21 protein-coding genes and 1 tRNA gene are annotated in these 21,596 nt (G+C 63.8%); 8 read left to right on the top strand and 14 right to left on the bottom strand.

The features are described 5' to 3' along the window. Nucleotides 1–49: 49 nt before the first annotated feature. The gene (locus ACL02S_RS06930) at nt 50–1,789 is read right to left on the bottom strand and encodes a glycoside hydrolase domain-containing protein (RefSeq protein WP_412801459.1); all 1,740 of its coding nucleotides are present in this window, start codon (nt 1,787–1,789) and stop codon (nt 50–52) included. 396 nt (nt 1,790–2,185) lie between these two features. On the opposite strand from ACL02S_RS06930, the gene ACL02S_RS06925 reads away from it, so the two are divergent. From ACL02S_RS06925 to ACL02S_RS06910, 4 genes are read left to right on the top strand one after another with little or no spacing between them, the layout of a single operon-like run. Then, complete coding sequence (locus ACL02S_RS06925) at nt 2,186–2,752, top strand: DUF3558 domain-containing protein (protein ID WP_412801458.1); 567 nt, start codon at nt 2,186–2,188, stop codon at nt 2,750–2,752. A gap of 39 nt (nt 2,753–2,791) precedes the next feature. Next, nucleotides 2,792–3,193, top strand: a complete 402-nt coding sequence (locus ACL02S_RS06920; RefSeq protein WP_412801457.1) for a hypothetical protein — start codon at nt 2,792–2,794, stop codon at nt 3,191–3,193. Further along, nucleotides 3,193–4,635 carry a WXG100 family type VII secretion target gene (locus tag ACL02S_RS06915; protein WP_412801456.1) on the top strand — a complete coding sequence of 481 codons (1,443 nt, stop codon included), beginning with the start codon at nt 3,193–3,195 and terminating at the stop codon, nt 4,633–4,635. The genes ACL02S_RS06920 and ACL02S_RS06915 overlap by 1 nt, the downstream gene beginning before the upstream one ends. Then, nucleotides 4,632–5,402 carry an ESX secretion-associated protein EspG gene (locus ACL02S_RS06910; protein ID WP_412801455.1) on the top strand — a complete coding sequence of 257 codons (771 nt, stop codon included), beginning with the start codon at nt 4,632–4,634 and terminating at the stop codon, nt 5,400–5,402. Before ACL02S_RS06915 ends, ACL02S_RS06910 begins: the two co-directional genes overlap by 4 nt. 491 nt (nt 5,403–5,893) lie before the next feature. On the opposite strand, the gene ACL02S_RS06905 is transcribed toward ACL02S_RS06910, so the two are convergent. From ACL02S_RS06905 to ACL02S_RS06885, 5 genes are all read right to left on the bottom strand, one after another. Next, complete coding sequence (locus ACL02S_RS06905) at nt 5,894–6,790, bottom strand: TauD/TfdA dioxygenase family protein (RefSeq protein WP_412801454.1); 897 nt, start codon at nt 6,788–6,790, stop codon at nt 5,894–5,896. Between the two features lie 82 nt (nt 6,791–6,872). Further along, on the bottom strand, nt 6,873–7,001 hold the full coding sequence (locus tag ACL02S_RS06900) for a hypothetical protein (RefSeq protein WP_412801453.1): 129 nt from the start codon (nt 6,999–7,001) through the stop codon (nt 6,873–6,875). Nucleotides 7,002–7,347: 346 nt separating this feature from the next. Next, a tRNA-Thr gene (locus ACL02S_RS06895) sits at nt 7,348–7,419 on the bottom strand. Nucleotides 7,420–7,531: 112 nt separating this feature from the next. Then, nucleotides 7,532–7,774: an MbtH family protein gene (locus ACL02S_RS06890; RefSeq protein ID WP_327112110.1), complete on the bottom strand. Its 243-nt coding sequence runs from the start codon at nt 7,772–7,774 to the stop codon at nt 7,532–7,534. 170 nt (nt 7,775–7,944) lie between these two features. Next, a complete protein-coding gene (locus tag ACL02S_RS06885; protein WP_412801452.1) occupies nt 7,945–8,778 on the bottom strand; it encodes an alpha/beta fold hydrolase in 834 nt (277 codons plus the stop codon). 153 nt (nt 8,779–8,931) lie between these two features. Here ACL02S_RS06885 and ACL02S_RS06880 point away from each other — a divergent pair, with 153 nt between their 5' ends. From ACL02S_RS06880 to ACL02S_RS06865, 4 genes are all read left to right on the top strand, one after another. Then, nucleotides 8,932–9,153 (top strand): hypothetical protein, encoded by a 222-nt coding sequence (locus ACL02S_RS06880; protein ID WP_412801652.1) that lies wholly within the window; start codon nt 8,932–8,934, stop codon nt 9,151–9,153. A 109-nt stretch (nt 9,154–9,262) separates the two neighbouring features. Then, a complete protein-coding gene (locus ACL02S_RS06875; protein WP_412801637.1) occupies nt 9,263–10,858 on the top strand; it encodes an alpha,alpha-trehalose-phosphate synthase (UDP-forming) in 1,596 nt (531 codons plus the stop codon). A gap of 85 nt (nt 10,859–10,943) precedes the next feature. Continuing rightward, nucleotides 10,944–11,684, top strand: a complete 741-nt coding sequence (locus ACL02S_RS06870) for a response regulator transcription factor (protein WP_412801451.1) — start codon at nt 10,944–10,946, stop codon at nt 11,682–11,684. Next, a complete protein-coding gene (locus tag ACL02S_RS06865) occupies nt 11,681–13,144 on the top strand; it encodes a sensor histidine kinase (RefSeq protein WP_412801450.1) in 1,464 nt (487 codons plus the stop codon). Before ACL02S_RS06870 ends, ACL02S_RS06865 begins: the two co-directional genes overlap by 4 nt. 25 nt (nt 13,145–13,169) lie before the next feature. Here the strand turns inward: ACL02S_RS06865 and ACL02S_RS06860 are convergent, their stop codons facing one another. The 8 genes from ACL02S_RS06860 to ACL02S_RS06825 are packed head-to-tail and all read right to left on the bottom strand — an operon-like array spanning nt 13,170 to nt 21,595. After that, nucleotides 13,170–13,658, bottom strand: coding sequence for a YfgM family protein (locus tag ACL02S_RS06860; protein ID WP_412801449.1), 489 nt, complete (start codon nt 13,656–13,658; stop codon nt 13,170–13,172). After that, nucleotides 13,655–14,428, bottom strand: a complete 774-nt coding sequence (locus tag ACL02S_RS06855) for an Rv1363c family protein (protein WP_412801448.1) — start codon at nt 14,426–14,428, stop codon at nt 13,655–13,657. The genes ACL02S_RS06860 and ACL02S_RS06855 overlap by 4 nt, the downstream gene beginning before the upstream one ends. Next, nucleotides 14,425–15,786 (bottom strand): MCE family protein, encoded by a 1,362-nt coding sequence (locus ACL02S_RS06850; RefSeq protein ID WP_412801447.1) that lies wholly within the window; start codon nt 15,784–15,786, stop codon nt 14,425–14,427. The genes ACL02S_RS06855 and ACL02S_RS06850 overlap by 4 nt, the downstream gene beginning before the upstream one ends. Beyond that, the gene (locus ACL02S_RS06845; RefSeq protein WP_412801446.1) at nt 15,783–17,033 is read right to left on the bottom strand and encodes an MCE family protein; all 1,251 of its coding nucleotides are present in this window, start codon (nt 17,031–17,033) and stop codon (nt 15,783–15,785) included. Before ACL02S_RS06845 ends, ACL02S_RS06850 begins: the two co-directional genes overlap by 4 nt. After that, nucleotides 17,030–18,301, bottom strand: a complete 1,272-nt coding sequence (locus ACL02S_RS06840) for an MCE family protein (protein WP_412801445.1) — start codon at nt 18,299–18,301, stop codon at nt 17,030–17,032. The genes ACL02S_RS06845 and ACL02S_RS06840 overlap by 4 nt, the downstream gene beginning before the upstream one ends. After that, entirely contained in the window at nt 18,298–19,359 is a 1,062-nt protein-coding gene (locus tag ACL02S_RS06835) for an MCE family protein (protein ID WP_412801444.1), read from the bottom strand. The genes ACL02S_RS06840 and ACL02S_RS06835 overlap by 4 nt, the downstream gene beginning before the upstream one ends. Continuing rightward, complete coding sequence (locus ACL02S_RS06830; protein ID WP_412801443.1) at nt 19,356–20,384, bottom strand: MCE family protein; 1,029 nt, start codon at nt 20,382–20,384, stop codon at nt 19,356–19,358. The genes ACL02S_RS06835 and ACL02S_RS06830 overlap by 4 nt, the downstream gene beginning before the upstream one ends. Further along, entirely contained in the window at nt 20,381–21,595 is a 1,215-nt protein-coding gene (locus ACL02S_RS06825) for an MCE family protein (protein ID WP_412801442.1), read from the bottom strand. Before ACL02S_RS06825 ends, ACL02S_RS06830 begins: the two co-directional genes overlap by 4 nt. Nucleotide 21,596 lies beyond the last annotated feature (1 nt).

Genomic DNA, 21,596 nt, shown 5'->3' with positions numbered 1-21,596 from the left:
GTGCGACGGGCGGTCCGGCCACAGCTGAGGCCGGACCGTGCCCTCCACGTCACCTTCCCTGACCTTCCCCTGCCTGCGCATCGCGCAACGGGATATCCACCCCGCCCACCGTGACCGTGCCCAATGTCTGACTCGGGGTCCAGTAGATCCGGCCATGTTCGAAATCCTGATACGCACCGGTATCCCATGGGATTTCGTCGCTCTCCGGCCAGCCGAGCGGGCCGTTCTCGTAACCGGAACGGTTCCAGCGCTCACGGATCACACCGTGTATCCAGAAGGCGGTCGGGCTGGACAGCCGCCGATACAGCGCGCCGCCCTGAAACCCCTGCACCTCACCCCAGGGCAGGCCGTCCGGCCCGATCAGGATGGTCCGTTCGGTGACCGGATAACCGAGGGGACCGGTCTCCCAGCGCATCGCCATGAATTTTTCCCATAGCGTCTCGGGGATGGCATGCGCCCCGGTGTCCGGATGCCAATAGATATAACCGTGCTCGAACTGGGCGAACCGGCCCACCCCGTCGGGTGTCGCGATTTCCCCCTCGGTGATCCGGTCACCCAACCATGGAGTCACGGCGGCGCGCTCATCGATCGCGTTCGGTGGTGGCTCGACCGGCCCGCCCACAGTGAAGCTGCGCACATCCTCGGCGAACACATCCCAGGGAAAGTTCGGTCCGACATCGGTATGCGTACCGATACCGAGACGCTCGGTCACATATTTGTGGTCGGTGATCCCCTCGCGCAGTTCATAGGGAGGTGCGATGACATAGGTATCGAAACCGTATTTACGAGCGTCCTGCACCGCCAGCCATGCCGCGATCCGGATATCGTCGCGGATGCGCAGCCAGTCGGCACGGCTCCAGGCAGCACGACTGCCCGCGAAACAGAGGTTGATCGTGTACGGATTCGCGTCAAGCACCGACCAACTCGCCAGATCGGTATCGACGACATCGACCACGATGCGGTCGCGCAGCGTGTAGTGGTAACTCACGCCGTTTCTCGGATTGTTGAGGTAGTTCGCGAGGCTCTGCGCGGTTCCGTTGCCCTCCTGGGTATGCAAGATGAAATTCACGATGCGCGCACCCTGTCTACTGGAAGCCGAGTAGCCCATCTGTGCCAGTTCGATATAGTCCGGCTTGGGTGCGGGGGCCCATAGCTGCGGACCCGGCGATACCGCTTTTGACCACTGGCCGTAGTCCTCGGCGAGCACCTTGTTGATATCGACGACAACGCCACCGACCCGATCACGATCGATACGAATCTGATGGATGTGCGCGGCGGGGTGGTCACCATTGATCGCGGGATCACCGGACCAGTTGTGTTGCCAGAACCAGCTGGCCACACCGTCTTCCAGCGCCCAGTCGATGCATCGCGCATTACCGTACATACCGGTCCACTCCAGCCCGACCACAGCGGCCCAGCCGCGCAGGAATGGCGCGATCAACGAATTCCATTCATACAGTGATGGATTCGAGTCGATCGAGGCATACAGTGGCCGGAAACCCGGACCGCCCGCCGCGAAATGATAGGCGAGCGCGATCTGCGCATGACGCACCCCCGCGTCGTAACCGCCCCGCCAATCCGATGTAGCACCCTTGCCGTACTGGTAGTTGGTCACTATCTCGAGCCCGATGGCTCGTAGTCGATCGCAGTACTCCCGGGTCAACGGCTTCGCACCGAAGTCGGCGCCAGGCCTCGAATCACTGAAATAGCCTATGACACCGGCGTAGCCGGCGTCCTTGATCGCCTGCGGATCGATCAGCGCGGCGGAGAAATCGATCAGCTCAGTCATCGTGCACCCCGGTAGTCGTACGAGTCCGGGTCCCAGCCGGTACTGACGCGCTGACACCATACATCGCTACAGCTTCCGGCGAAGTTGGAACCTGATATCGCTAGATTCGTCCCGCCGAAGCAGAAGTGGTGTCGGCATATCCGGTTTGTGGCCTATCCGGTGTGTATGCGTGATCTGCGAAGCTGCCGGTACGAAGGGGCGCACACAGAGCGAACAGAGCGAGGCTGGGCGATCGTCTTCGAGGCCCGTCGGCCGAGTGGAAACTACTCCATCCGGACATCCCGCAGTCGGGTACCGTGAGCTAGGTGTCTCGTGGATCGAATGAAACCGATCCGAGACGGGGTGCGTCCTATCAGGTAACGGGGGATACCCGGATTCGACGGTAAAGGGAGAACTGTGCGAGGCGCTCAGACGATGCGGGCGATCGCCTGCGCGACCGCAGTGATGGCCGGCGCGGCCGGATGCACCGGCACCACCATCGACGGTGCGGCAGAGCCGACCAGGCGGAACATCGACGAAATCATCGTGTTCAACGTCTGCCGCGACCCCGGACTCAGCGACCAGATACTCCTCGATGCCGGACTCGACCCGACCACCAAGATGGTGATCACCGATCCCCCAGAAGGCGTCTCCACCTTCCGCGTCTGCAACTGGGGTCCGGTCGATGGCAGGTACGGGCCGACGAACTACCGCGTCAGCGTGTTCTCCACCAGCCACACCTTGCAAGAACTCCGCAAGAAAGAGACCGTGATACTCCTGCGCGAGACGACCGTGAACGGCCGCCGAGGGCAGGTATCCAAGGAACGAAACGACCCCGAAAGCTGCTACGTCTCCTTCGACGCCGAACAAGGCATGTTCCAAGTTCGCGTCGGATGGTTGAGTGAGTACGAGTCCAAGGACGGCAATCTCTGCGAGATCGCCGCACAGCACGCCGCCAGGCTCGAGCCCCATCTACCTCGCTAGCCGAACGGTCGGGACCAGCAACTACAGGGAGGGGTCGACATGACCGAGGACATCACAGACCAGCACGGATACTGGACCACACTGGCCCGACAAGCCATATCCGGCGAGTTCCGCATGGAATCCGAACTCGGCGAAACACTCCGCGCGGCAGCCAAAAAATACGCCGAACGACTCATGCGCGCAAAGGAATACACCAAAGACCTGGAAAACCTGTCAGGTTGGGGGACCTTGCCCTCCGCAGTAGCGCTGCGTCAGAAGTTCGAAGCCAAAGCCGTATCCGGCGGCCCCCACGATCCGAATGATTCCGCCGCCAACCGCATCCAGGAACATATCGACATCGCCTGGCTACAGCACGACACCTTCGCAGCCGCGATCGGAAAAGTAGAGCTGATCGACGAGCAACGTGCCGCCGCCCTACGCGCGACCGGACGGGACATCTGATGGGATTCTCATTCCAGGACACGCTGATCGCGATCCCGATTGTCGGCACACACATATCGAACGCGACCGGCGGGCACCGTGCCTCTCATGAGGCCGCGGCAGAGCGCGGCAGGATGGGCGAGGCGGCGTCGACCGAGTGGACGCCGGACCGCAATATCATCAACGACGAGTATCAGCGGCTCAGCACTGATTTCGATGGAATGCCCGCGCCCCCGGTAGTGCAGCCCGAAGCCTTCGGGACCTGGTCGCACCGGGACATCTATGACGGCCTCAACGGCTCCGGCAGTGATCACGGGGTATCCGCGGGCGATATCAATGCCGGCGCCGATGCCTGGCGACGGCTGACCACCGAGCTCGATGACTCCATCACCGAATACGACACCACGATCCAGCGGGCTATCGGTGAGATGTGGTCCGGTCAGGCCGCCGACGCCGCGGTCGACGGGATCCGTAAGTACGCCACTCATGCGCAACAGCTGCCGACCTCGCTCCAGATGGTCGCCAATGGCATCGACCTGATGGAGGGCTACCTGGGCCAGTCCAAAATGGCGATCCCGGAGCCGGAAAAACTCAGCGGCTTCGATGAATTCGTCGGCCATATCCCCGGTAACGGGGTGTTCAAGTTCGCCAAACATCGCGCCAACGAGGCCGAAGCCGCTGCCCAGCAGATCATGATCAACACTTATCAGCCGGGCTCGGTAGCAGTCGATTCCCGGACACCGCTCCTTCCCGTCGCGAAAAACACGATCGGGGTCGATGACCCCGGCCAGGGCCCGCCCGGACGAACCGGCACCGGCGGCGGTCCCGGCCCAGGCAGCTGGCCGGGTACCGGACCGGGCGGCACCGGCGGCGGCATCGGCTCCGCGACTATCGACGATCCTGGCAGCATCCCTGGCACCGAAGATCCGAACGGGACGCGCAACCCGTGGGATACGGGCGAGCAGTACACCGACCCGGCGTCAGCCGCCACGGCCGGAACCTCGCAGACCACGCCCCAGAGCACCACCATGTCCGGGATCGGAACCCCCGGTGGTCCCGGCTCCGGCATGGGTGGCCCCGGCTCCGGCGTTGGCGGCTCCGGCTTCGGCGGGCCGGGTTCGGGTGGTGCCGGTTCCGGTGTATCCGGGCTGGGTGGGCTCGGTTCCGGAGTGCCCGGCGGCGGTGCAGGCGGAGTGGGTCGCAACGGCACGGGGCTCCGCGGTGGGGTACCGGCTGGTCCTGGTACCGGAAGCCCGGCCGCCCCCGCAGCACGTGGAACCGGGACAGGTATGCGAGGAATGGGTGGTATGCCCGGCATGATGGGTGGCATACCAGGACGGGGCGGCGGTAAGGATGACGAAGCCGAACACAAAACGCCCGATTACCTGATTCAGGACCGGGAAACCGAACTGATCGGCCGGTTACCGCGGGTGCTACCGCCGGGTGGAGTGATCGGAGGATGACCCGCCTGCCTACTGGAAAGCGGTACCGCTTCGGCGCCACCGCCTTCCAGATCGCCCTGGAGGCCAACGGCCGCGATCGCGCGCCATACCCGCTGAGCTACCGGCGCGAGCGCGTCGACCACCTCGACGACGACCTCCGCTCCCGCGAACAGGCTGCCCGACGCCTGCAAGCAGGGTATGACGAAATCCTGCATGCCGTGTTCGGCGTACTGCTGGAGCCGCAGGCACGGGTGGAGATCGCGGGCACCCACGGACAACAACGTCAGGAGGTCCGCGTCTTCGCCGGTATCAGTGGACCGTCCGCTGTGCTTGCGGTCCAGGAGCCGGGCCCTACTCCGGAACACGGCGGCGACATCGTATTGACCACCCACCCCGCCACCACCATCGCCGCCGATATCATCGCCGCGCTGCCCCGGTCGACACCAGGAAGCACACCCCGCTTCGACGGCCGCCGCAGCGATCTGACCGCCCCGGTCTACGCCCGCCACCCTACCCAGTTGTCCCCGGTCGAGCAGGTACAGCGGTTCTTCCATCGTCCCCGCGCCGGAAGCGGTGAGATCACGGCTTACCCTGGCTATCAACTGGATTCGCGCCCCACCGGCGACGGCTGTGGATTCTTCTGGCTCGACTATCCCGACGGCCGGTACGTGCTGACAAACCACGATGCCGACAACTTCACCGTCATCCCCGGGGATATCGAAACGCTGATGCGCCGGTTGTCGGACAACATCAACGCCTGCACTCGGCCGCAAGAGTTCCCCTGGTAACCCCGGCCGGCCGAACCCTGAACGGTATCCCCTGTCGCGCACAGCGGTGATCAGCTCCTCGATCCGGTCACCATAGGCAGCACGGTCAGTCGGGGCAGCGCATCAGCTCGACCATTTTGTCGGTGATATGTCGACGCTCACGACCTTTCGGTGCGCCAACTCGATAAACACCGGGCAGACACGGTGATTGGTGATCGCGGTCGATAGTCCCGTGCGATGTCCATGGGATGTATTCACATTCATTGCGGAAGCTGGGCTGTGGACGCGCATCGGTTTCGGCCCACACGGTAATTCCACGCCAGCGCCACCCGACTACTTGGACGGTGTCGGACATGGCGGGCAGTTGTCGCCAGTCGCAGAACACGAGGACTTGCCCGCCATGGCGCACCAGCCGTAGCGCTTCGTCGAGCCAGAGGGTGAAGCGGCTGTTCATTCCGTACCGGCTGAACCGAGTCCACGTCACCTCTAGCGTCGACGCCGGCGAATGGCATTCAGTGCAGGGGGACGCCTGCGATCGCGACGCGTTCCATCACACGGCGCTGGGGATAGTAGTCGTTGACCGCGTAGTGCTGGGTGGCGATGTTGTCCCACACCGCAACGGAGTTGGGCTCCCAGCGGAACCGAACCTGGTATTCCGGGATACGTGCTTGCAGCACGAGGTACTCCAGCAGCGCGGCGTTTTCTTCGGCTGGTATCCCGATGATTTCGGTGGTGAACGGCTCGTTGACGTAGAGCAGTTTGCGTCCGGTCTCCGGGTGCCGGGCGATGACCGGGTGCTTGACCTGTGGCATCGTCTTGCGGAGCTCGGCTTTCCGCTCCGGTGTCATCAGCGCACCCCAACTCTGGATCCAGTCGTGAATGCCGATGCGACCTTCGATGCGTTCCTTGATGTCCGCGCGGAGATTGTCGTAGACAGCCGACATATCGGTCCATATCGTGTCCCCGCCGGTGGGCGGGATCTCGATGGCGCGAAGCACCGAGCATTTGGCCGGCGCGGCCAAGAAGGAGTGGTCACTGTGCCACAGGTTCTCCGTTCCGATGGCTTGTGCGTCCTTGGCCAGCCGCGAGACCGTCACACTGTCCCCTGTGGGGAAGAAGGGGTTGGTCTCTGGTTCACCCCACAGTTTCGCGAACTCCAGTTGGCGCTCGGGGGTCAGTGCGTGCTGGTCGCGGAAGAAGATCACCTTCCATTCGCGCAGCGCCCGGCGCAATTCGTCGGCCAGTTCGTCGTCGATGGTGCCGGCCAACTCGACCCCGGTGATCTCGGCACCGATATACGGGGTGACCGGGTGGACGTCGAACCGCTCATACGGTCTGGCATCGACATCGACAGGCAGGCGGTTGAGTGTTCGAGGACCGGGCTGCATCAGCCGGGGCATCGTGGCCATGGCTCCTCCTCCAATTACGATACTGGCTAGTATTGTCATTGGGTTTCGCCGTAGCTGCGGCTTTCTGATCGAATTCTTAATATCAGGTGGGTGCGAATCCTCGAACGATGGCGTCTACGACGCCTGCCACCAGGGTTTCATCGGACTCTTCCAACTCCGCGATCAGCCGGAAGAGCAACGGCGCGCCGATCATGGTGACCACGGTGCGCACGTCGGGTGGCGTAGTGCTCGAGGAGCCACGTCATCCACAACTTGATGTCATCAGCCCCGACATCCGACCAGTCGGTGTGATCAGCATCACTACACAAGTGCGTTCCAGCGAACCATTGGACTGCTTCAACGTAGGTCGTCACCGTCCTCGGCAACTTGCCCTCAGCATTGAGATGCGGCTTGAACGAACGAATTTCCGGTTCGAACTCGCCTGCGTCGAGGTTTCACTGCTGTCGTGTACGACTCGCGGCCATAACCAAAGGCAGCAAAGTTCAGCGTTGTCTGAGCATTGCGCTCTCTCGAAAAAGGAAGGCCCTGACCTGTTTTAGTAGGTCAGGGCCTAGCTGAGCCCCCTGTCAGGATTGAACTGACGACCGCTCGCTTACAAGGCGAGTGCTCTACCACTGAGCTAAGGAGGCGGGAACGCGGTTGCCATCATAGCCGGATACGCCGCCTGCGTGACACCGGGTTTCGATGTCACACAGGCGGCGGTCGATCATATCGTCCCGGCGCAGTATCGACTACCGCTGATCAGGACTTGGCGCCCTGCCGGGCCGCATCATCTGCGGCCATAGCGTCACGCAGGCTCTTCGGACGCATATCGGTCCAGTTCTTCTCCACGTACTCGACACAGGCGGCGCGGCTGTCCTCACCGAACACGACTCGCCATCCGGCCGGAACCTCGGCGAAAGCCGGCCACAGCGAATGCTGTTCTTCGTCGTTGACCAAGACGAAGAAACGGCCGTCTTCATCATCGAAGGGGTTGGTGCTCAATTTCACCTCACTGGATACTGGCGCTATGTACGGGATCACTCCTGGCCCACTCGATGCCCCAGTTAGTGAGAACCGCGGCATCGAGGGAACACGAGCATTGTTTCGACCCTAGCAAGCGAGATGTTACGCCTGGGCGCTTACCCGGTTCGTAACCTCAGCCTGACACACGGTCAGACCGAGAAGAAGTCCAACAGAATCTTGTTGACCGCCTCAGGTCGTTCCAAATATCCGAAATGTCCGGCATCGGGCACCTCATGATACCGCGCTCCCGGGATCACCTCGGCGATCTCCCTGGATAAGTACGGCGGAATCATCCGGTCGTCGGCGAAGCCGACCGAGAGGCAGGGCACCCGAATCGCCCGGTATGCCTGCACCCGGTCGAAATCGTGGTCCATCCTGCGCTGCGCGCGGATACCCGGTGTGACCGGCCCACCCGTGAACTCGAACAGATCGAGCCAATCGCGGGCGGCGTTCGAGTCCGCCATGGTCGCGGGCGAAAGGTTCATGACCGCGGAGAGCGCGGCCTCGTACTTCGGCGGCAATTGCACACCACTGGCATCGAGCTCGTGCTCACCGAGCGAGAGCGTCTTCTGGAACTGGTCGAGCCGTCCGTGTCCCGCCATGAACACCGCTTTGCGTACCAGCTCAGGGCGGGTCAAGGCCAGCTCCTGCGCCACTCGCGCACCCATCGAGGTGCCGACAACCAGCGCTGGTCCCTCCCCGAGGAACTCGATCAGGGCGGCGGTATCGGCAACCAGTTCCTCGATGGTCATCCCGGAGGCAGCCTCGAAGGACGGCGCGATTCCGCGATTGTCGAATGTGCATACTCGGTAGCCGGCCTCCAGCAACGCCGGAACCTGGTGCAACTCCCACACCCGTCCGGGGCTGCCTGTGCCCATGATCATGATCACCAGGGGTGCGGAGCCCTTGATATCGGTACCCCTGGCGCGATCGCCCTTCACCTGGTAGTTGAGGGAAATTCCGTTCACTGTGGCCAGCGGCATGTCGACCCTTCCATAGAGTTCGTGCTGCACTCCCACGGTATAAGCACTGTGAGGCAACGCACCGACCGGGGGGACTCGGCGATATGACCATACGACGGCAGGCGCCCCGGCAGACGCACCCCGCAACGTCGCATACCATTGACTTTCGCACACATGAGCGCACCGATACGCATGAGCGCACTGAGCCGGGAGGACTTGACAATGGCCGCGAAGGGCAGCGCGAACGATATCGCGGACGAGGATCTGGAACCACTCGCCGACGAGACCGCACGTCAGGCGCAGCGGGTGGTCGCGGCCTATGCCGCGGACGCCGACGAATGCCGCATGCTGTTGTCCATGCTGGGCATCGGACCGAACAGCGCCAGGGGCGAATAGTCCCGCGACGTCGACCCCAACTCCACCGGGGTCATGTCGACCACAACTTCACCGGTATCCCGGCTGCACCGGGATACAGCAACACGCGAAGGATGCGTGAGTGGACCAGATGAACCTGTCCGACGCCGCCGAGCAGGCCACAGACACCGAGCAGGCCGACGCCGCCGAGCAGGCCACAGACACCGAACAAGCCGTAGCAGCCTCGACTGTTGCCACCACGCCTGGCGCCGCGGGCCCCGGCGTCGGTTCCGGTTTCGTCGTCGTCGCGAATCGGCTTCCGGTCGACCTCGAACGACTACCCGACGGCAGCACCCGCTGGAAGCGCAGCCCCGGTGGCCTGGTTACCGCATTGGAACCGGTGTTGCGCAGCAACAAGGGCGCGTGGGTCGGCTGGGCAGGTGTACCGGATGTCGAGGTGGATCCGATCATCGAGGACGGCCTCGAACTACATCCGGTTCCACTGTCGGCACGAGAAGTGGCGGACTACTACGAGGGCTTCTCCAATGGCACGTTGTGGCCGCTCTACCACGATGTGATCGTCCGGCCGGTCTATGACCGCAAATGGTGGAGCGCCTACGTCACGGTGAATCGACGCTTCGCCGAGGCCACCGCCGCGGTCGCCGCACCGGGCGCGACCGTATGGGTGCAGGACTACCAGCTCCAGCTGGTACCCAAGATGCTGCGGATGTTGCGCCCAGATCTGACTATCGGGTTCTTCCTGCACATCCCGTTCCCGCCGGTCGAGCTGTTCATGCAGATGCCATGGCGGACCGAAATCATCGAGGGCTTGCTCGGTGCCGACCTGATCGGCTTCCATCTGCCCGGCGGCGCGCAGAATTTCCTCTACCTGGCCCGCAGGCTGGCCGGGCAATCGACCTCGCGTGGCACAGTCGGCGTGCGTTCCAAACTCGGTGTCGTTCAGGTCGGGTTCCGCACGGTGCGCGTCGGCGCGTTTCCGATCTCGATCGCCTCGGCCGAACTCGATGAACATTCCCGGCGCAGGGCGGTGCGCGAGCGCGCCGCCACGATCAGGGCGGAGCTGGGCAATCCGAAGAACATCCTGCTCGGCGTCGACCGGCTGGACTACACCAAAGGCATCGATATCCGGCTCAACGCGCTGGAGGAGCTCCTCTGCGAAGGTCGGGTCGATCCGGCCGACACGGTCATGATCCAGCTGGCCACCCCCAGCCGGGAACGGGTCGAGAGCTATATCCAGATGCGTGGCGATATCGAACGCCAGGTCGGCCGGATCAACGGTGAATTCGCCAGGGTCGGCCATCCCGTAGTGCACTATCTGCACCGGCCGATCCCGCGCGAAGAACTGATCGCGTTCTTCGTGGCTGCCAATGTCATGCTGGTGACGCCGTTGCGCGATGGTATGAATCTGGTCGCCAAGGAGTACATCGCCTGCCACAGCGGGCTCAACGGCGCCTTGGTGCTGAGTGAGTTCACCGGCGCCGCAGCCGAATTGCGCCAGGCCTATCTGTGCAACCCGCATGATCTCGACGATGTGAAGGACGCCATTCTCGGAGCGCTGGAAGACGATAGGGAGACCAAACGCAGGCGAATGCGCGCACTGCGCCGCCAGGTACTGACTCACGACGTGGACCGCTGGGCGCGCTCGTTCCTGAACGCGCTGGCGCATGGCCAAGTGGCCGGCAGCGCGCTGCTGGCAAGCGATAACGGCTACTCGGAACCTCGCTGAGTCATCAGCAACAGCAATCACCATTCACAGCAACCGCCCAGCTGGAGTCCAGGAAGGTCGCAGCCGGATATCGGATCATGAAGTAATGAGTGGTGGTGCGCCTGTGTCGCAGGCACCCGAAGCCAGGGTGCTGGTGGTCGACGATGAGCCGATGATTGTGGAACTGCTCGCGATGAGCCTGCGCTACCAGGGCTTCGAGGTGGATACCGCATCCGACGGCGCTAGAGCGCTGGACAAGGCGCGCACGTTCCATCCGCAGGCGCTCATCGTCGATGTGATGATGCCGGGCATGGACGGCTTCGGCCTGCTGCGCAGACTACGCGCCGACGCCATCGACGCACCTGTGCTGTTTTTGACCGCCCGCGACGAAGTGCAGGACAAAGTCGCCGGCCTCACCCTCGGCGCCGACGACTACGTCACCAAACCGTTCAGTTTGGAAGAGGTGGTGGCCCGGCTGCGCGTCATTCTGCGCCGCGCGGGACACACCTCACCACAACGCGAAAGTTCCCGCATCCGTTTCGAAGACATCGAACTGGACGACGACACCCATGAGGTCTGGAAATCGGGCAAGCTGGTAGCCCTGTCCCCTACCGAATTCACCCTGCTGCGCTACTTCATGGTCAACGCGGGCACAGTGCTGAGCAAACCACGCATCCTCGACCACGTGTGGCGCTACGACTTCGGCGGCGAGGTAGGCGTAGTGGAAACCTATGTGTCCTATCTGCGTAAGAAGGTCGATACCGGCGATACCCGGCTGATCCACACCCTGCGTGGAGTCGGCTACGTCATGCGCGCGCCACAACGCAACCGGCAGAGCGGTCCGTGAGCCGGATCGCGGCAGCACGCGCGAAAGCCGCAGGCGCGCTCTCGGCTATCCCGCTGCGCGTAACGCTGACGATTCTGCTGGTGCTCACCGCGGGCCTGGGTTTGTCCATCTCCGGCATAGTGGTCACCTCCGGTGTGGAGCAGCAGCTGACCAATCGCATCGACCAGCAGTTGCACGCAGGCGCGATGGAGTGGTCCCGGCGCGGGCCACCACCGCCGGTACTGCCGCCGGACCCGCGGCACGCGCCGAGCCAGTTCTATGTGAGCGCGCAGCGGACCGGAGGGCGCGCATTCGTCATCCCGGCATTCGGGGTGGACGACGAGCCCGATCTGCCGCGAACATCACCAACGGGCCCGTTCACCGTCGGATCGGTGGACGGAGCACCCACCCGATGGCGAGTTCTGACAGTGACCCCGCCAGACGGCACCACCACCACCGTGGCGCTGCCGCTCACCGAGAATATCGGCACCGTGCACCGGCTGGTACTGCTGCAACTTGTCGTCGGCGGGCTCATCCTCGGTGTGCTCGCGGTGCTCGCGTACTTCATGGTGCGACGCAGTCTGCGCCCGTTGCGCCGGGTAGAGAACACCGCAGCGGCGATCGCCAGAGGCGATCTGCACCGCCGGGTTCCGGTCCGCGGCACCGATACCGAGGTCGATCGGCTGTCTCGGTCCCTGAACGGCATGCTGGCCCAGATCCAGCGCGCGTTCACCGCGACCGCGGCCTCAGAGGAAGCGGCCCGGCGATCCGAGGAACGGATGCGGCGATTCGTCGCCGACGCCAGTCACGAACTACGTACCCCGCTGACCGCGATCCGAGGGTTCGCCGAACTGTACCGACAGGGCGCCACCACCGATCCCGGCATGCTCATGGACCGGATCGAACACGAATCCCAGCGGATGGGCCTGCTGGTGGAAGACCTGCTGATGCTCGCGCGCCTGGATGCCCAGCGCCCGCTGGAGGCAGGTCAGGTGGATCTGCTCGCACTCGCCAGCGACGCGGTGCACAATGCGCGCGCGGTAGTCGCGGCCGGACATACCGAGGGGCCGATACGCACCATCGAACTGGAGATCGCGGCAGGCGAGGGAACCTTGGAAGTGGTCGGCGACGAAACACGGCTGCGGCAGGTGCTGACCAATCTGCTGAACAACGCCATTACTCACACCGCACCCGACGCCGCGGTGACCGTGTCGGTGATGCCTGCCGCCGAACATGTGCTGCTCGAAGTGTCCGATACCGGGCCAGGCCTGCCACCGGAAGAGGCCGAACGCGTCTTCGAACGCTTCTACCGCACCGACACTTCCCGAGCCAGGACCAGCGGCGGCACCGGACTCGGCCTGTCCATCGTGCAGGCCTTGGTGCACGCGCACGGCGGCGAGGTGGAGGTAAGGAGCGCGCCAGGAACAGGGACCACGTTCACCGTCCGGTTACCGCGACGGATGCCCGTTGATTCGGCCTGACCTCGACTACAGCACCCGATACCGCTCAGACCGTACCGATCGATGCGACCAACCAGCGCGAGTTCTCTTTCGACAGGGTCACTCGCAACCGGGAACCGCTGATACTGCCCTCCGGGGTGTCCTCGCTGATGAAAAGCCGGTTGATGAACAAAAGAACCACGGCGTGCGAGCGGTCGGCGGAGACGACACCGCCCGCCTGCGTAGTCGAGGTGACGGAATACGGGTTTTCTCGGACGGACCGCACGAGCTCTGTGTCGATCAGCTCCAGGTACTCCCGGCGGTAGTCGCTGGTGAGGTCGGCGGTCGCCTCCCGAAGCGTGGTATCGACGGTATCCGGACCATAGCTGAATACAGCTTCGACAATGCGGCCCGCCGCCGCGACCGCTTCTTCGCGTGCCTGCTCGGTCTGCCGGTCGTCCCAGTACCGGTAGCCGTTGACACCACCGAGGATCGCGGCGACGACGAGCACGGCGCCGAGGATCATGAGTGTGGTCCTGCCTCGAACTGCGGTCATGGCACCATCTCCACCTTCGTCACGGTCATACCGGAATCACCGCGGGAAACGGTGACCCGGAACCGGAAAAGCCTCGTCTGCTGCCCTTCCAGACCCGCATTGGTGAGCGACTGTCTGGCTGCGACGAGAACTTGCGCGGAATGTTCGTCGTCACTCTCCAGCGCGGTCTCCAGTATTTGACCGGTGGCATTCACCTTGGCCACCTGTACAACGCTGGCGAACGGGTCGGCCAGACTGCCGTACTGGTCCTTGAAATCTCCCGATGCCAGCGAAAGGACACGGTCGATGTCTTCCTCGGCCGAGTCGGCACTGATGGTGGTGAGGTTGATGATCGCCTGTCGAGCGGTCTGCACGTATTCGGCGCGGCGCTCATCGCGCAGATGCACCGATCGCATCGCGAATACCGAGAGGGTGGCACCACACACGAGTACGACGGCAAGCAACACGCAAGAGGCCAGGACCAAGCTGCGCGGGAGACCGCGACTGCGCTTCTCGACGGTCGCCTTCTCGGGAGTTTCCTCCCCGGAGGCCGCTTTCTCGAGAGTCACCTTTTCGAGAGTCGTCTTCGCCGCGGTCTTCTTCTCGGCTGTCGGATTCCCCGCAACACCGGCGGGCTCGGCGTCGTCGGCCGCAGCGCGGGCCGAGGAATCCGACGGGGCCACGATCTTCATGTCCTCGGTGGTCGAAACCTCAGCATTCCCGACGGGGGGGCCGGCCGAGCGGACCGCGCGTCTGCGTCCGGGATGACCTGTTTTCTCTGTGTCACTCATCGTGGCTGCTCCTCGAGCATCGCCTGCCAGTCAGGCGGTACCGTGCCCGAACCATCTGGTCCGATATCTCCCTGCCGATAGGTGCGTCCATCCGGACCGATATACACCCCGGTGATGGGGTCGTATGCCCGCCCGGTCACCGGGGCGACCGGCTGCGGCGGGCCGAACGGCGGGTTATCACCTATCGGAACGTACCCGCTCCGGCACAGTTCCGGCGTAGGGGCGCGCGCACCAGGCACTTCGGCACACGGAGTGTTACGAATACCGCGCACCGCCTCGGGTGCGTTCTGGGGCACTTTGCAGTACAAACCGGGTGGTGTTGCCATGGGAGTGGTCTCGGCGGGCGAGCGGCGCTGATCCGGCGGGAGGAAGCCGGTGGTGCACGGGGCCGGATCGTTGACCAAGGTCATGAAGTCGGTGATGGCACCGTACTCGAGCGGACCACGGACCGCGGTGAGCAGTGCGGCGACCAGTGGCGGGTAGATCACCAGGACCTGCTCCAGCCCGGCGTGATAGGTGACTCCGACCTGGCCGACACTCACCAGATTCGCCAGCAGCAGCGGTAGCGTCGGCTGTAGCTCGTTGAACAGGGCACTCACCTGCTGTGCCGCGGCAGGTCCCTCGCGCAGCAGACCACGTAGCGCCGGATCGTGCTCGCGCAGCTGATCGGTGACCGTCGCCAGGTCCGCGGTCCAGGAACGGATCGCGGCGTCCGAACGGATCTGGGTATCCAGCAGCGGCCCGATCTGTTCCAGCAGCTGCTTGGTCGGTTCGGAGTTGGCCTGAGCTTCCTGCACCAGCAGTGTCGCCGAATCGATGAATCGCTGCAGATCCGGTCCCGCACCATTGAACGCGAGGAATGCCTCATCGATGACCTGACGCAACTGGGTATCCGCGACACTGGACAGCAGCCGGTCGGCTTGATCGAGCAACGTGCCGACATCCTGCGGCAGTTTGGTGCGTTCTACCGGGATCACACTGCCGTCGTACAGGTTTCCCTCGGTACGGTTCTGCTCGGGAACCAGGTCGACGTACTGCTCGCCGATCGCGGAGACACTACGCACCCACGCATCGACATCGGCGGGGATCTTGTAGTCGCTGTCGATCGACAGCTCGGCATCGACCCCGGTCGGAGTGAGCCGAACCTCTTTGACCACACCGACATTCGTGCCACGGTAGGCGACATTGGCCGTCGGGTAGAGGCCACCGGTCGCGGCCAGCTGCACCGTGACCGCATAGCGCCCGATGCCGAACATCGCGGGCAACTTCACATATACCCCACCCATGACCACCAGACCGATCACCGTCAGCACAGAGAAGATGACCAGCTGGATACGAACGAATCGTGTGAGTTTCACTGTCCCGGTCCCCCTTGCGGCGCGGTATCGCCCGGCATGGGCACGGTCAATCCCGGAATGATGGGCAGGCCGGGTATCGGCGGCAGACCGGGGATAGCTGGAACCGGCTCGCTGTGCGCGGACGGCGCCAGCAACGGCCCAGTGGAAGGCTCGCTGCTCTGCACGGCGGTTTCCGGCGCGATGGTGCCGAGTGCGCCCTCCACGCCGCCGAATCGACCGCCCAGCGGCGTCCCGGTGAGGAAGTTCGAGTCCAGCCGCTCGCCGGTGACATCTATCGTCATGAACAGATTCAGATAATCACCCTTGATCGCGCGATCCAGGTTCTTCAGCGGGAACGGGAAGGTGAGCGCGATCTTCAGCGCCTCGGTCAAGTCGTTCCCCGTGTCCGCAAGTGACCGCAGGACCGGGATGAGACTGTGCAGATTGGCCTGCAAGTCGTCGCCACTGGCATCGATGATCCGCTGGGTGACCGCGCTCAGCTCGCCGAGCGAGGTCAGCGCCCGCGTGATGTTCGCCCTGCGATCGGCCAGCACGGTCAAGGCCGGATGGATCTGTTCGATCGCGACCGCTACCAGGTCGCGCTGCTCGACCAACTGACCGCTCAGGCGGTCCAACCCGTTCAGCGCGCTGACTATGTCGCCGGTCTGGCGGTCCAGGTTCGTGGTCAGATCGTTCAGCTGTGGCAGCAGATCCCTTATCGCGTCCTCTCGTCCGGTGAGCGCGGAATTCAACTCGCGGGTAATGGTTTCCAGCTGGGCGATACCGCCTCCGTTGAGTACTACCGACAAGGAGGACAGCACCTGCTCCGTGGTCGGATAAGCCCCAGCACGCCAGAGCGGTATCACATCGCCGGGGCTCAATCTGCCTTCCGGAGGCTGATCGGCAGGCGCGGACAGCTCCAGATGATTGGACCCGAGCAGACTGGTCTGACCGATCTCGGCGACCGCGTTGGCAGGCAGCTCCACATCGGGATTCAGCGTGACGGTGACCAGCGCGTGCCAGTCCTCCACCTCGATATTCGAGACCGTGCCGACCACCACATCGTGCACACGCACCGGCGAATTCCTGGTCAGCGTGGTCACGTTCGGCATCTGGATACGCACCTGGTAGGAACCGGGCGCGGTGCCCTCGGTGCCGGGCAGTGGCAGCGAGTTCAGGCCGTCCCACTGGCAGCCGGAGACCCCGAGCACCACCGCCAACCCCATCGCGACGGCGACAGTGCGGCGCATCCGCTGCGTCGGCATCATCGTGCTCCTTCCGGAATAACCATTTCGGCAAGGCTTTTGGGCACGGTGACCGGCGCGTATCCGGTCTCCGCCGCCGTCTGGCTCGCCACCCGCTCGGCCAGACCGGGATCGGAGTACACCAGCTGATCGGGGAACGCGTGCACACCGCTGACCGGGTTGGTCAGAATCGGCACGTAGTTCATGCTCAGAGAACTGATCACGGGCGCCAGATACTGCGCACAGAGATCGGCGCTACGGTCGGAGTCATTGGCTTCCAGCGCCTGCACCGAACCACAGAGGAAACTGAGCGGATCGGCGGGGTTGTTCAGCGCGATAGCACCGGTCAGGCTGCCCTGGGCCGGCTTGTAGAGCTGATAGAAGTTCGCCAGCGCGGTCGGACCGGAATGGAGCACCCGTTCCAGCTCCGGTCGTTTATCGGCCAGCACCTGGGTGGCATCGGCCAGCCGCTGCACACCTTCGGTCAATTCCGCACCGCTGCTGTCGAGGAACCGGCGCACATCGGCCACCGCGATATCCAGATTGTCCAGTCCCGTGCCGAGCTCGGTGGAGACACCGGCCAATACCGAGGACACCGACGCCAGCCTGCCACCGAACTGCACAATCTGCTCATTGCTCGCCGAAAGCACTTCCACGAACTTCTGCAGGTTACGCACAGTACCGAATAGGTCGGTACGACCATCCGACAAAGTGGTCAGCGTGGCCGACAACTCTCGCAGCGTGTCTCGGAATCGCTCCCCATTGCCGTCCAGATTGTCCGCGGCGGTATCGACGAAACGGCCGAACGAGCCCTGTTCGTCATCACCGACCGGACCGAGCGCGGTGGACAGCTTGGACAATTCCGTTTTGATGTCGTCCCACTCCACCGGCACTGCGGTGTGCTCTATCGGGATCACATCGCCGTCTGCCAGCTTCGGGCCACCGGTATAGGCTGGCGCGAGCTGGATGAAACGGGCCGAGACCAGCGAGGGCGAGAGGATCACCGCCCGCGGATCGGCGGGGACGTCGATCCCGCGGTCGATCGTCATCCGCACCTCGACCTGGTCGCTGCCCGGCTCGATCGAGTCGATCCGGCCGACCTTCACCCCGAGTATCCGTACGTCGTCACCGGCGTACAAACCGATGGTGGACGGGAAGTAGGCGGTGACTTTGGTCGTTCCGAGGCGCATGAGGCCGGTCCACACACCCGCGGCAACGAGCACGGCAACCAGCACCCCGGCCAGCACAAACGTCCAACGAGGCAGTTTTCGTACAGCGGTGCGCACGCTCATCGTGGCGGCTCCTGGATCCCGGGTTCGACCGAAGGGGGCGGCGTGAAGTAGCTACGCAGATCCTCGGGCAGATGCTGCGGCCACACCATGGCATCCACCAATGTCTGCAGCAACTTACTGCTCGCGTTGACCACGTACGCGTGGAAGTACGGGCCGCTGCCGACTTGCTCACCGAGCGCGGCGGCGAACGGACCGAGCCCGTCCAGCGCCTCGGCGAGGTTCTGCTTATTCCGCTGCAACAGGGCCAGCACCGAATTCAACTTGTCCAGGACGGGTTTCAGCTGAGCCTCGTTATCGGCGACCAAGCCGGACAACTGTTGGGCGAGGCCGTTGACATGGACGATCAACTGCCCCAGTGCGATACGCCGCCGGTCCAGCTCACCGAGCAGCGCATTGCCGTCCAGTAACAGCGCGTTGATCTGGTCACCCCGATCGGCGAGGATCTTCGTCACGTTCTGCGCCCGCGTCAGAAGGTCCGATAATGCCTGGTCGCGGGCGTTGATACTGCGGGAGAGCGCGGTGACACCGTCGAGTGCGGAGCGCAGCGGAGCGGGGGTATCGGCGAATGCGGCCGATAGCGCGTCGAGTGTCCGATCGACCTGGTTCAGATCCAGGTCGGCCACCGTGCTCGTCAAATCGCTCAAGGCGTCATTGAGCGAGTACGGCGAAATGGTGCGCTCCAGCGGAATAGTGTCGTCGACGCTCAGCTCGCCAGGTCCGGCCGGGGTCACCTCCAATGACTTGCGCCCGAGCACCGTATTGGTCTTGATCGCCGCCGAGGTCTGTTCGCCCAATCTGATCGACTCGTCCAGGGTGAACCGGACGAGCACTTTCGCGCCGTCGAGACCGACATCGGCGACCTGCCCGGACCGCACCCCCGCTACCTGGACCGGGTCGCCGGGCAATAATCCGCCCGCGTCGGCGAAGTAGGCGGTGAAGGTCGCGCCGGAGCGGATGAACGGAAGCCGGCTGAACTGCAGTGCCGACAGTGATACGGCCACCGCGAGCACGAGACCGACGATGCCGATGGTGATAGTGGATGATCGCTGCTCGGTCATCGGTCGTCCGCGCACCTTCCGGTCGTCTGGCCACCAGGCCCGTTGATCTTCATCGTCTGCCCGTCCGGACCGTCTACCAGGAAGTTCACCGTACAGACATAGAGCTGGAGGAAAGATCCATAGGAACCGATCCGGATCAGTTTGCGATAGGTCTCCGGCAGCTGATCGAGCACCCATTGAACGGTGTCGGACCCGGCGTCGAGGTTGGTGGCAAGGCGCCCGGTCTGTTCGATGGTGCTGCGCAGGTCGGGGCGTGTCTGCGCGAGCAGGTCGGTCAGCTCGCCGGTGGCACCCGCGATCCGCGGAATGGCGGCGCCGATCTGATCCTTGTCGGCGGCCAGCCCGCTGATCAAACGCTGCAGTTCGGCGATCGTTGTGGCGAACTGGTCACCACGTTCGTCGATGGTGCCCAATACGGTGTTGAGATTGTCGATCACGCTCCCGATCAGCGCGTCCCGCTCCGCCAATGTGCTTGCGAACGAGCCGCCGCTGTTGAGCAGCGATACCAGCGTGCCGCCCTGCCCCTGGAAAATCTGTAGCAGCGCATTGGTCAGATCGTTCACCTGATCGGGGTCGAGGCCGCGCAGCAGCGGCCGGAAGCCGCCGAGCAGCATGTCCAGATCGAGCGCGGGAGCGGTCTGTTCCAGGCCGATGGTGCCGCCTGCGGGCAGTACCTGATTCGACCCCGGCCCCTCCACCAGTTCCAGATAACGGTCGCCGACCAGGTTCTCGTACTTGATCGCCGCGCGTGTACTGGTGAGCAGTTTGTATTGTCGCTCGACATCGAACCGGACATGCGCCCGATACTCCCCGTCGACCCGCACCGAGGTGACCGAGCCGACCGGTACTCCGGCGATGCGCACCTTGGCACCGGGCAATATGCCGGAGGAACTGGTGAATACGGCGTGGTAGCCGTTCTCCCTGGCGAACCGGATCTGACCGAAGACGACGACGAGGCCTGCGAAGATCAGGGTCATCACCAGAGCGAAGATGGCCAGTTTGACGGTGGTCGCGGTGTTCCTCACGGGCGTGGCACTCCTGGCATTCCGGCAAACAGGATCTGGAAGATCTTCGGCCCGTTGAGGCGCAACGTTGTCGACGGGGTATACACGTGGCCTTCCGAGGTGTCGGTGACGAGATAATCCGCGCGGCTGCCCGGCTCCCGGTCGATCAGACCCTCGCATCGCGGACCACCGGTCGCGTTGACCTTCGGCAAATCCTTCGGATAGGTGTAGGGCTCGGCGCCGTACATGAATCCGGCGTTCAGCGCGACGCCCTCCTGCAGGCCGCCGAAGATCGCCTCACCCAGCGGGAGCGCGGTACCGAGACCGGTGATCAAGCAGTACAGCGCGGGTGAGTACTCGTCGAGCAATCCGGTGGTCGGGCGCAGCAGATCCAGCGCCGTGACGAGCTGGCTCTCGTTCTCACGCAGCACCGAACCGGTGGTATCGGCCAGTCCGATGAGATTGATCAGCAGGTTGTCGAGATCGCCCTGCTCCTCGACCAGGGTATTGCCGGTAACCAAAACATTGTCCACGGTGCGCAACAGATCCCCGACCGTATCCGCGTAGAGATCGGTGACTTCACCGGTTTTCACCAGATCCTGTTGCAATGTAGGTAGATACGGGTTGATATCGCGCAGATAGGCGTCGCTGCGCTCCAGCAGCTCCCCCAGCTTCTCCCCACGGCCCTGCAACGCGGTGCTCAGCGCGGAGAGGGTCGCGTTCAGCTTCTCCGGCTCGATCTGCGCCAGCAGATCGGACAGATGCTGGAACAGCGTGTTGAACTCGACGGTCACCTGATCGGCGCTAACCGTCGCACCCGCCCGCAACGACGTGGGCGAAGGATTCTCCGGCACCATGAAGTTGATGTACTTCGCCCCGAATATCGTCGTCGACCTGATGTCGACGTGCACATTGGATGGCACCAGCTTCAGCTGCTTCGGGTCGAGAGCCAAGGTCAGCTCGGCGCCGTTATCGCGGTAGTCGACCGATGCCACCCGACCGATATCCACACCGCGCATCTTCACCTTGGCGTCCGGGTCGAGGACCAGACCGCTACGCGGCGCCTCCACCAGCACGGTGGACGTCGAGGTGAATCCGCCGACGAACATGACGAGTGCGACGGCCACGACCATGACCAGCACGAGCACCATCGCCGCACCGGCCAGTTTCAGGCCGAGCCCGCCATGTAGTGCCCGCACAAGGCGGCTTTCCGTTTGCTTCGATTCCGCCATA

Source organism: Nocardia spongicola, assembly GCF_047200775.1.
Classification (GTDB): domain Bacteria; phylum Actinomycetota; class Actinomycetes; order Mycobacteriales; family Mycobacteriaceae; genus Nocardia.
This window is presented reverse-complemented; position numbering and strand designations above follow the sequence as displayed.

Coding starts and splice junctions, on each gene's coding strand:
- ACL02S_RS06930 (WP_412801459.1), bottom strand. CDS start 1,789: ATGACTGAGCTGATCGATTTCTCCGCCGCGCTGATCGATCCGCAGGCG.
- ACL02S_RS06920 (WP_412801457.1), top strand. CDS start 2,792: ATGACCGAGGACATCACAGACCAGCACGGATACTGGACCACACTGGCC.
- ACL02S_RS06915 (WP_412801456.1), top strand. CDS start 3,193: ATGGGATTCTCATTCCAGGACACGCTGATCGCGATCCCGATTGTCGGC.
- ACL02S_RS06910 (WP_412801455.1), top strand. CDS start 4,632: ATGACCCGCCTGCCTACTGGAAAGCGGTACCGCTTCGGCGCCACCGCC.
- ACL02S_RS06905 (WP_412801454.1), bottom strand. CDS start 6,790: ATGGCCACGATGCCCCGGCTGATGCAGCCCGGTCCTCGAACACTCAAC.
- ACL02S_RS06885 (WP_412801452.1), bottom strand. CDS start 8,778: ATGCCGCTGGCCACAGTGAACGGAATTTCCCTCAACTACCAGGTGAAG.
- ACL02S_RS06880 (WP_412801652.1), top strand. CDS start 8,932: ATGAGCGCACCGATACGCATGAGCGCACTGAGCCGGGAGGACTTGACA.
- ACL02S_RS06875 (WP_412801637.1), top strand. CDS start 9,263: ATGAACCTGTCCGACGCCGCCGAGCAGGCCACAGACACCGAGCAGGCC.
- ACL02S_RS06870 (WP_412801451.1), top strand. CDS start 10,944: ATGAGTGGTGGTGCGCCTGTGTCGCAGGCACCCGAAGCCAGGGTGCTG.
- ACL02S_RS06860 (WP_412801449.1), bottom strand. CDS start 13,658: ATGACCGCAGTTCGAGGCAGGACCACACTCATGATCCTCGGCGCCGTG.
- ACL02S_RS06855 (WP_412801448.1), bottom strand. CDS start 14,428: ATGAGTGACACAGAGAAAACAGGTCATCCCGGACGCAGACGCGCGGTC.
- ACL02S_RS06845 (WP_412801446.1), bottom strand. CDS start 17,033: ATGATGCCGACGCAGCGGATGCGCCGCACTGTCGCCGTCGCGATGGGG.
- ACL02S_RS06840 (WP_412801445.1), bottom strand. CDS start 18,301: ATGAGCGTGCGCACCGCTGTACGAAAACTGCCTCGTTGGACGTTTGTG.
- ACL02S_RS06835 (WP_412801444.1), bottom strand. CDS start 19,359: ATGACCGAGCAGCGATCATCCACTATCACCATCGGCATCGTCGGTCTC.
- ACL02S_RS06825 (WP_412801442.1), bottom strand. CDS start 21,595: ATGGCGGAATCGAAGCAAACGGAAAGCCGCCTTGTGCGGGCACTACAT.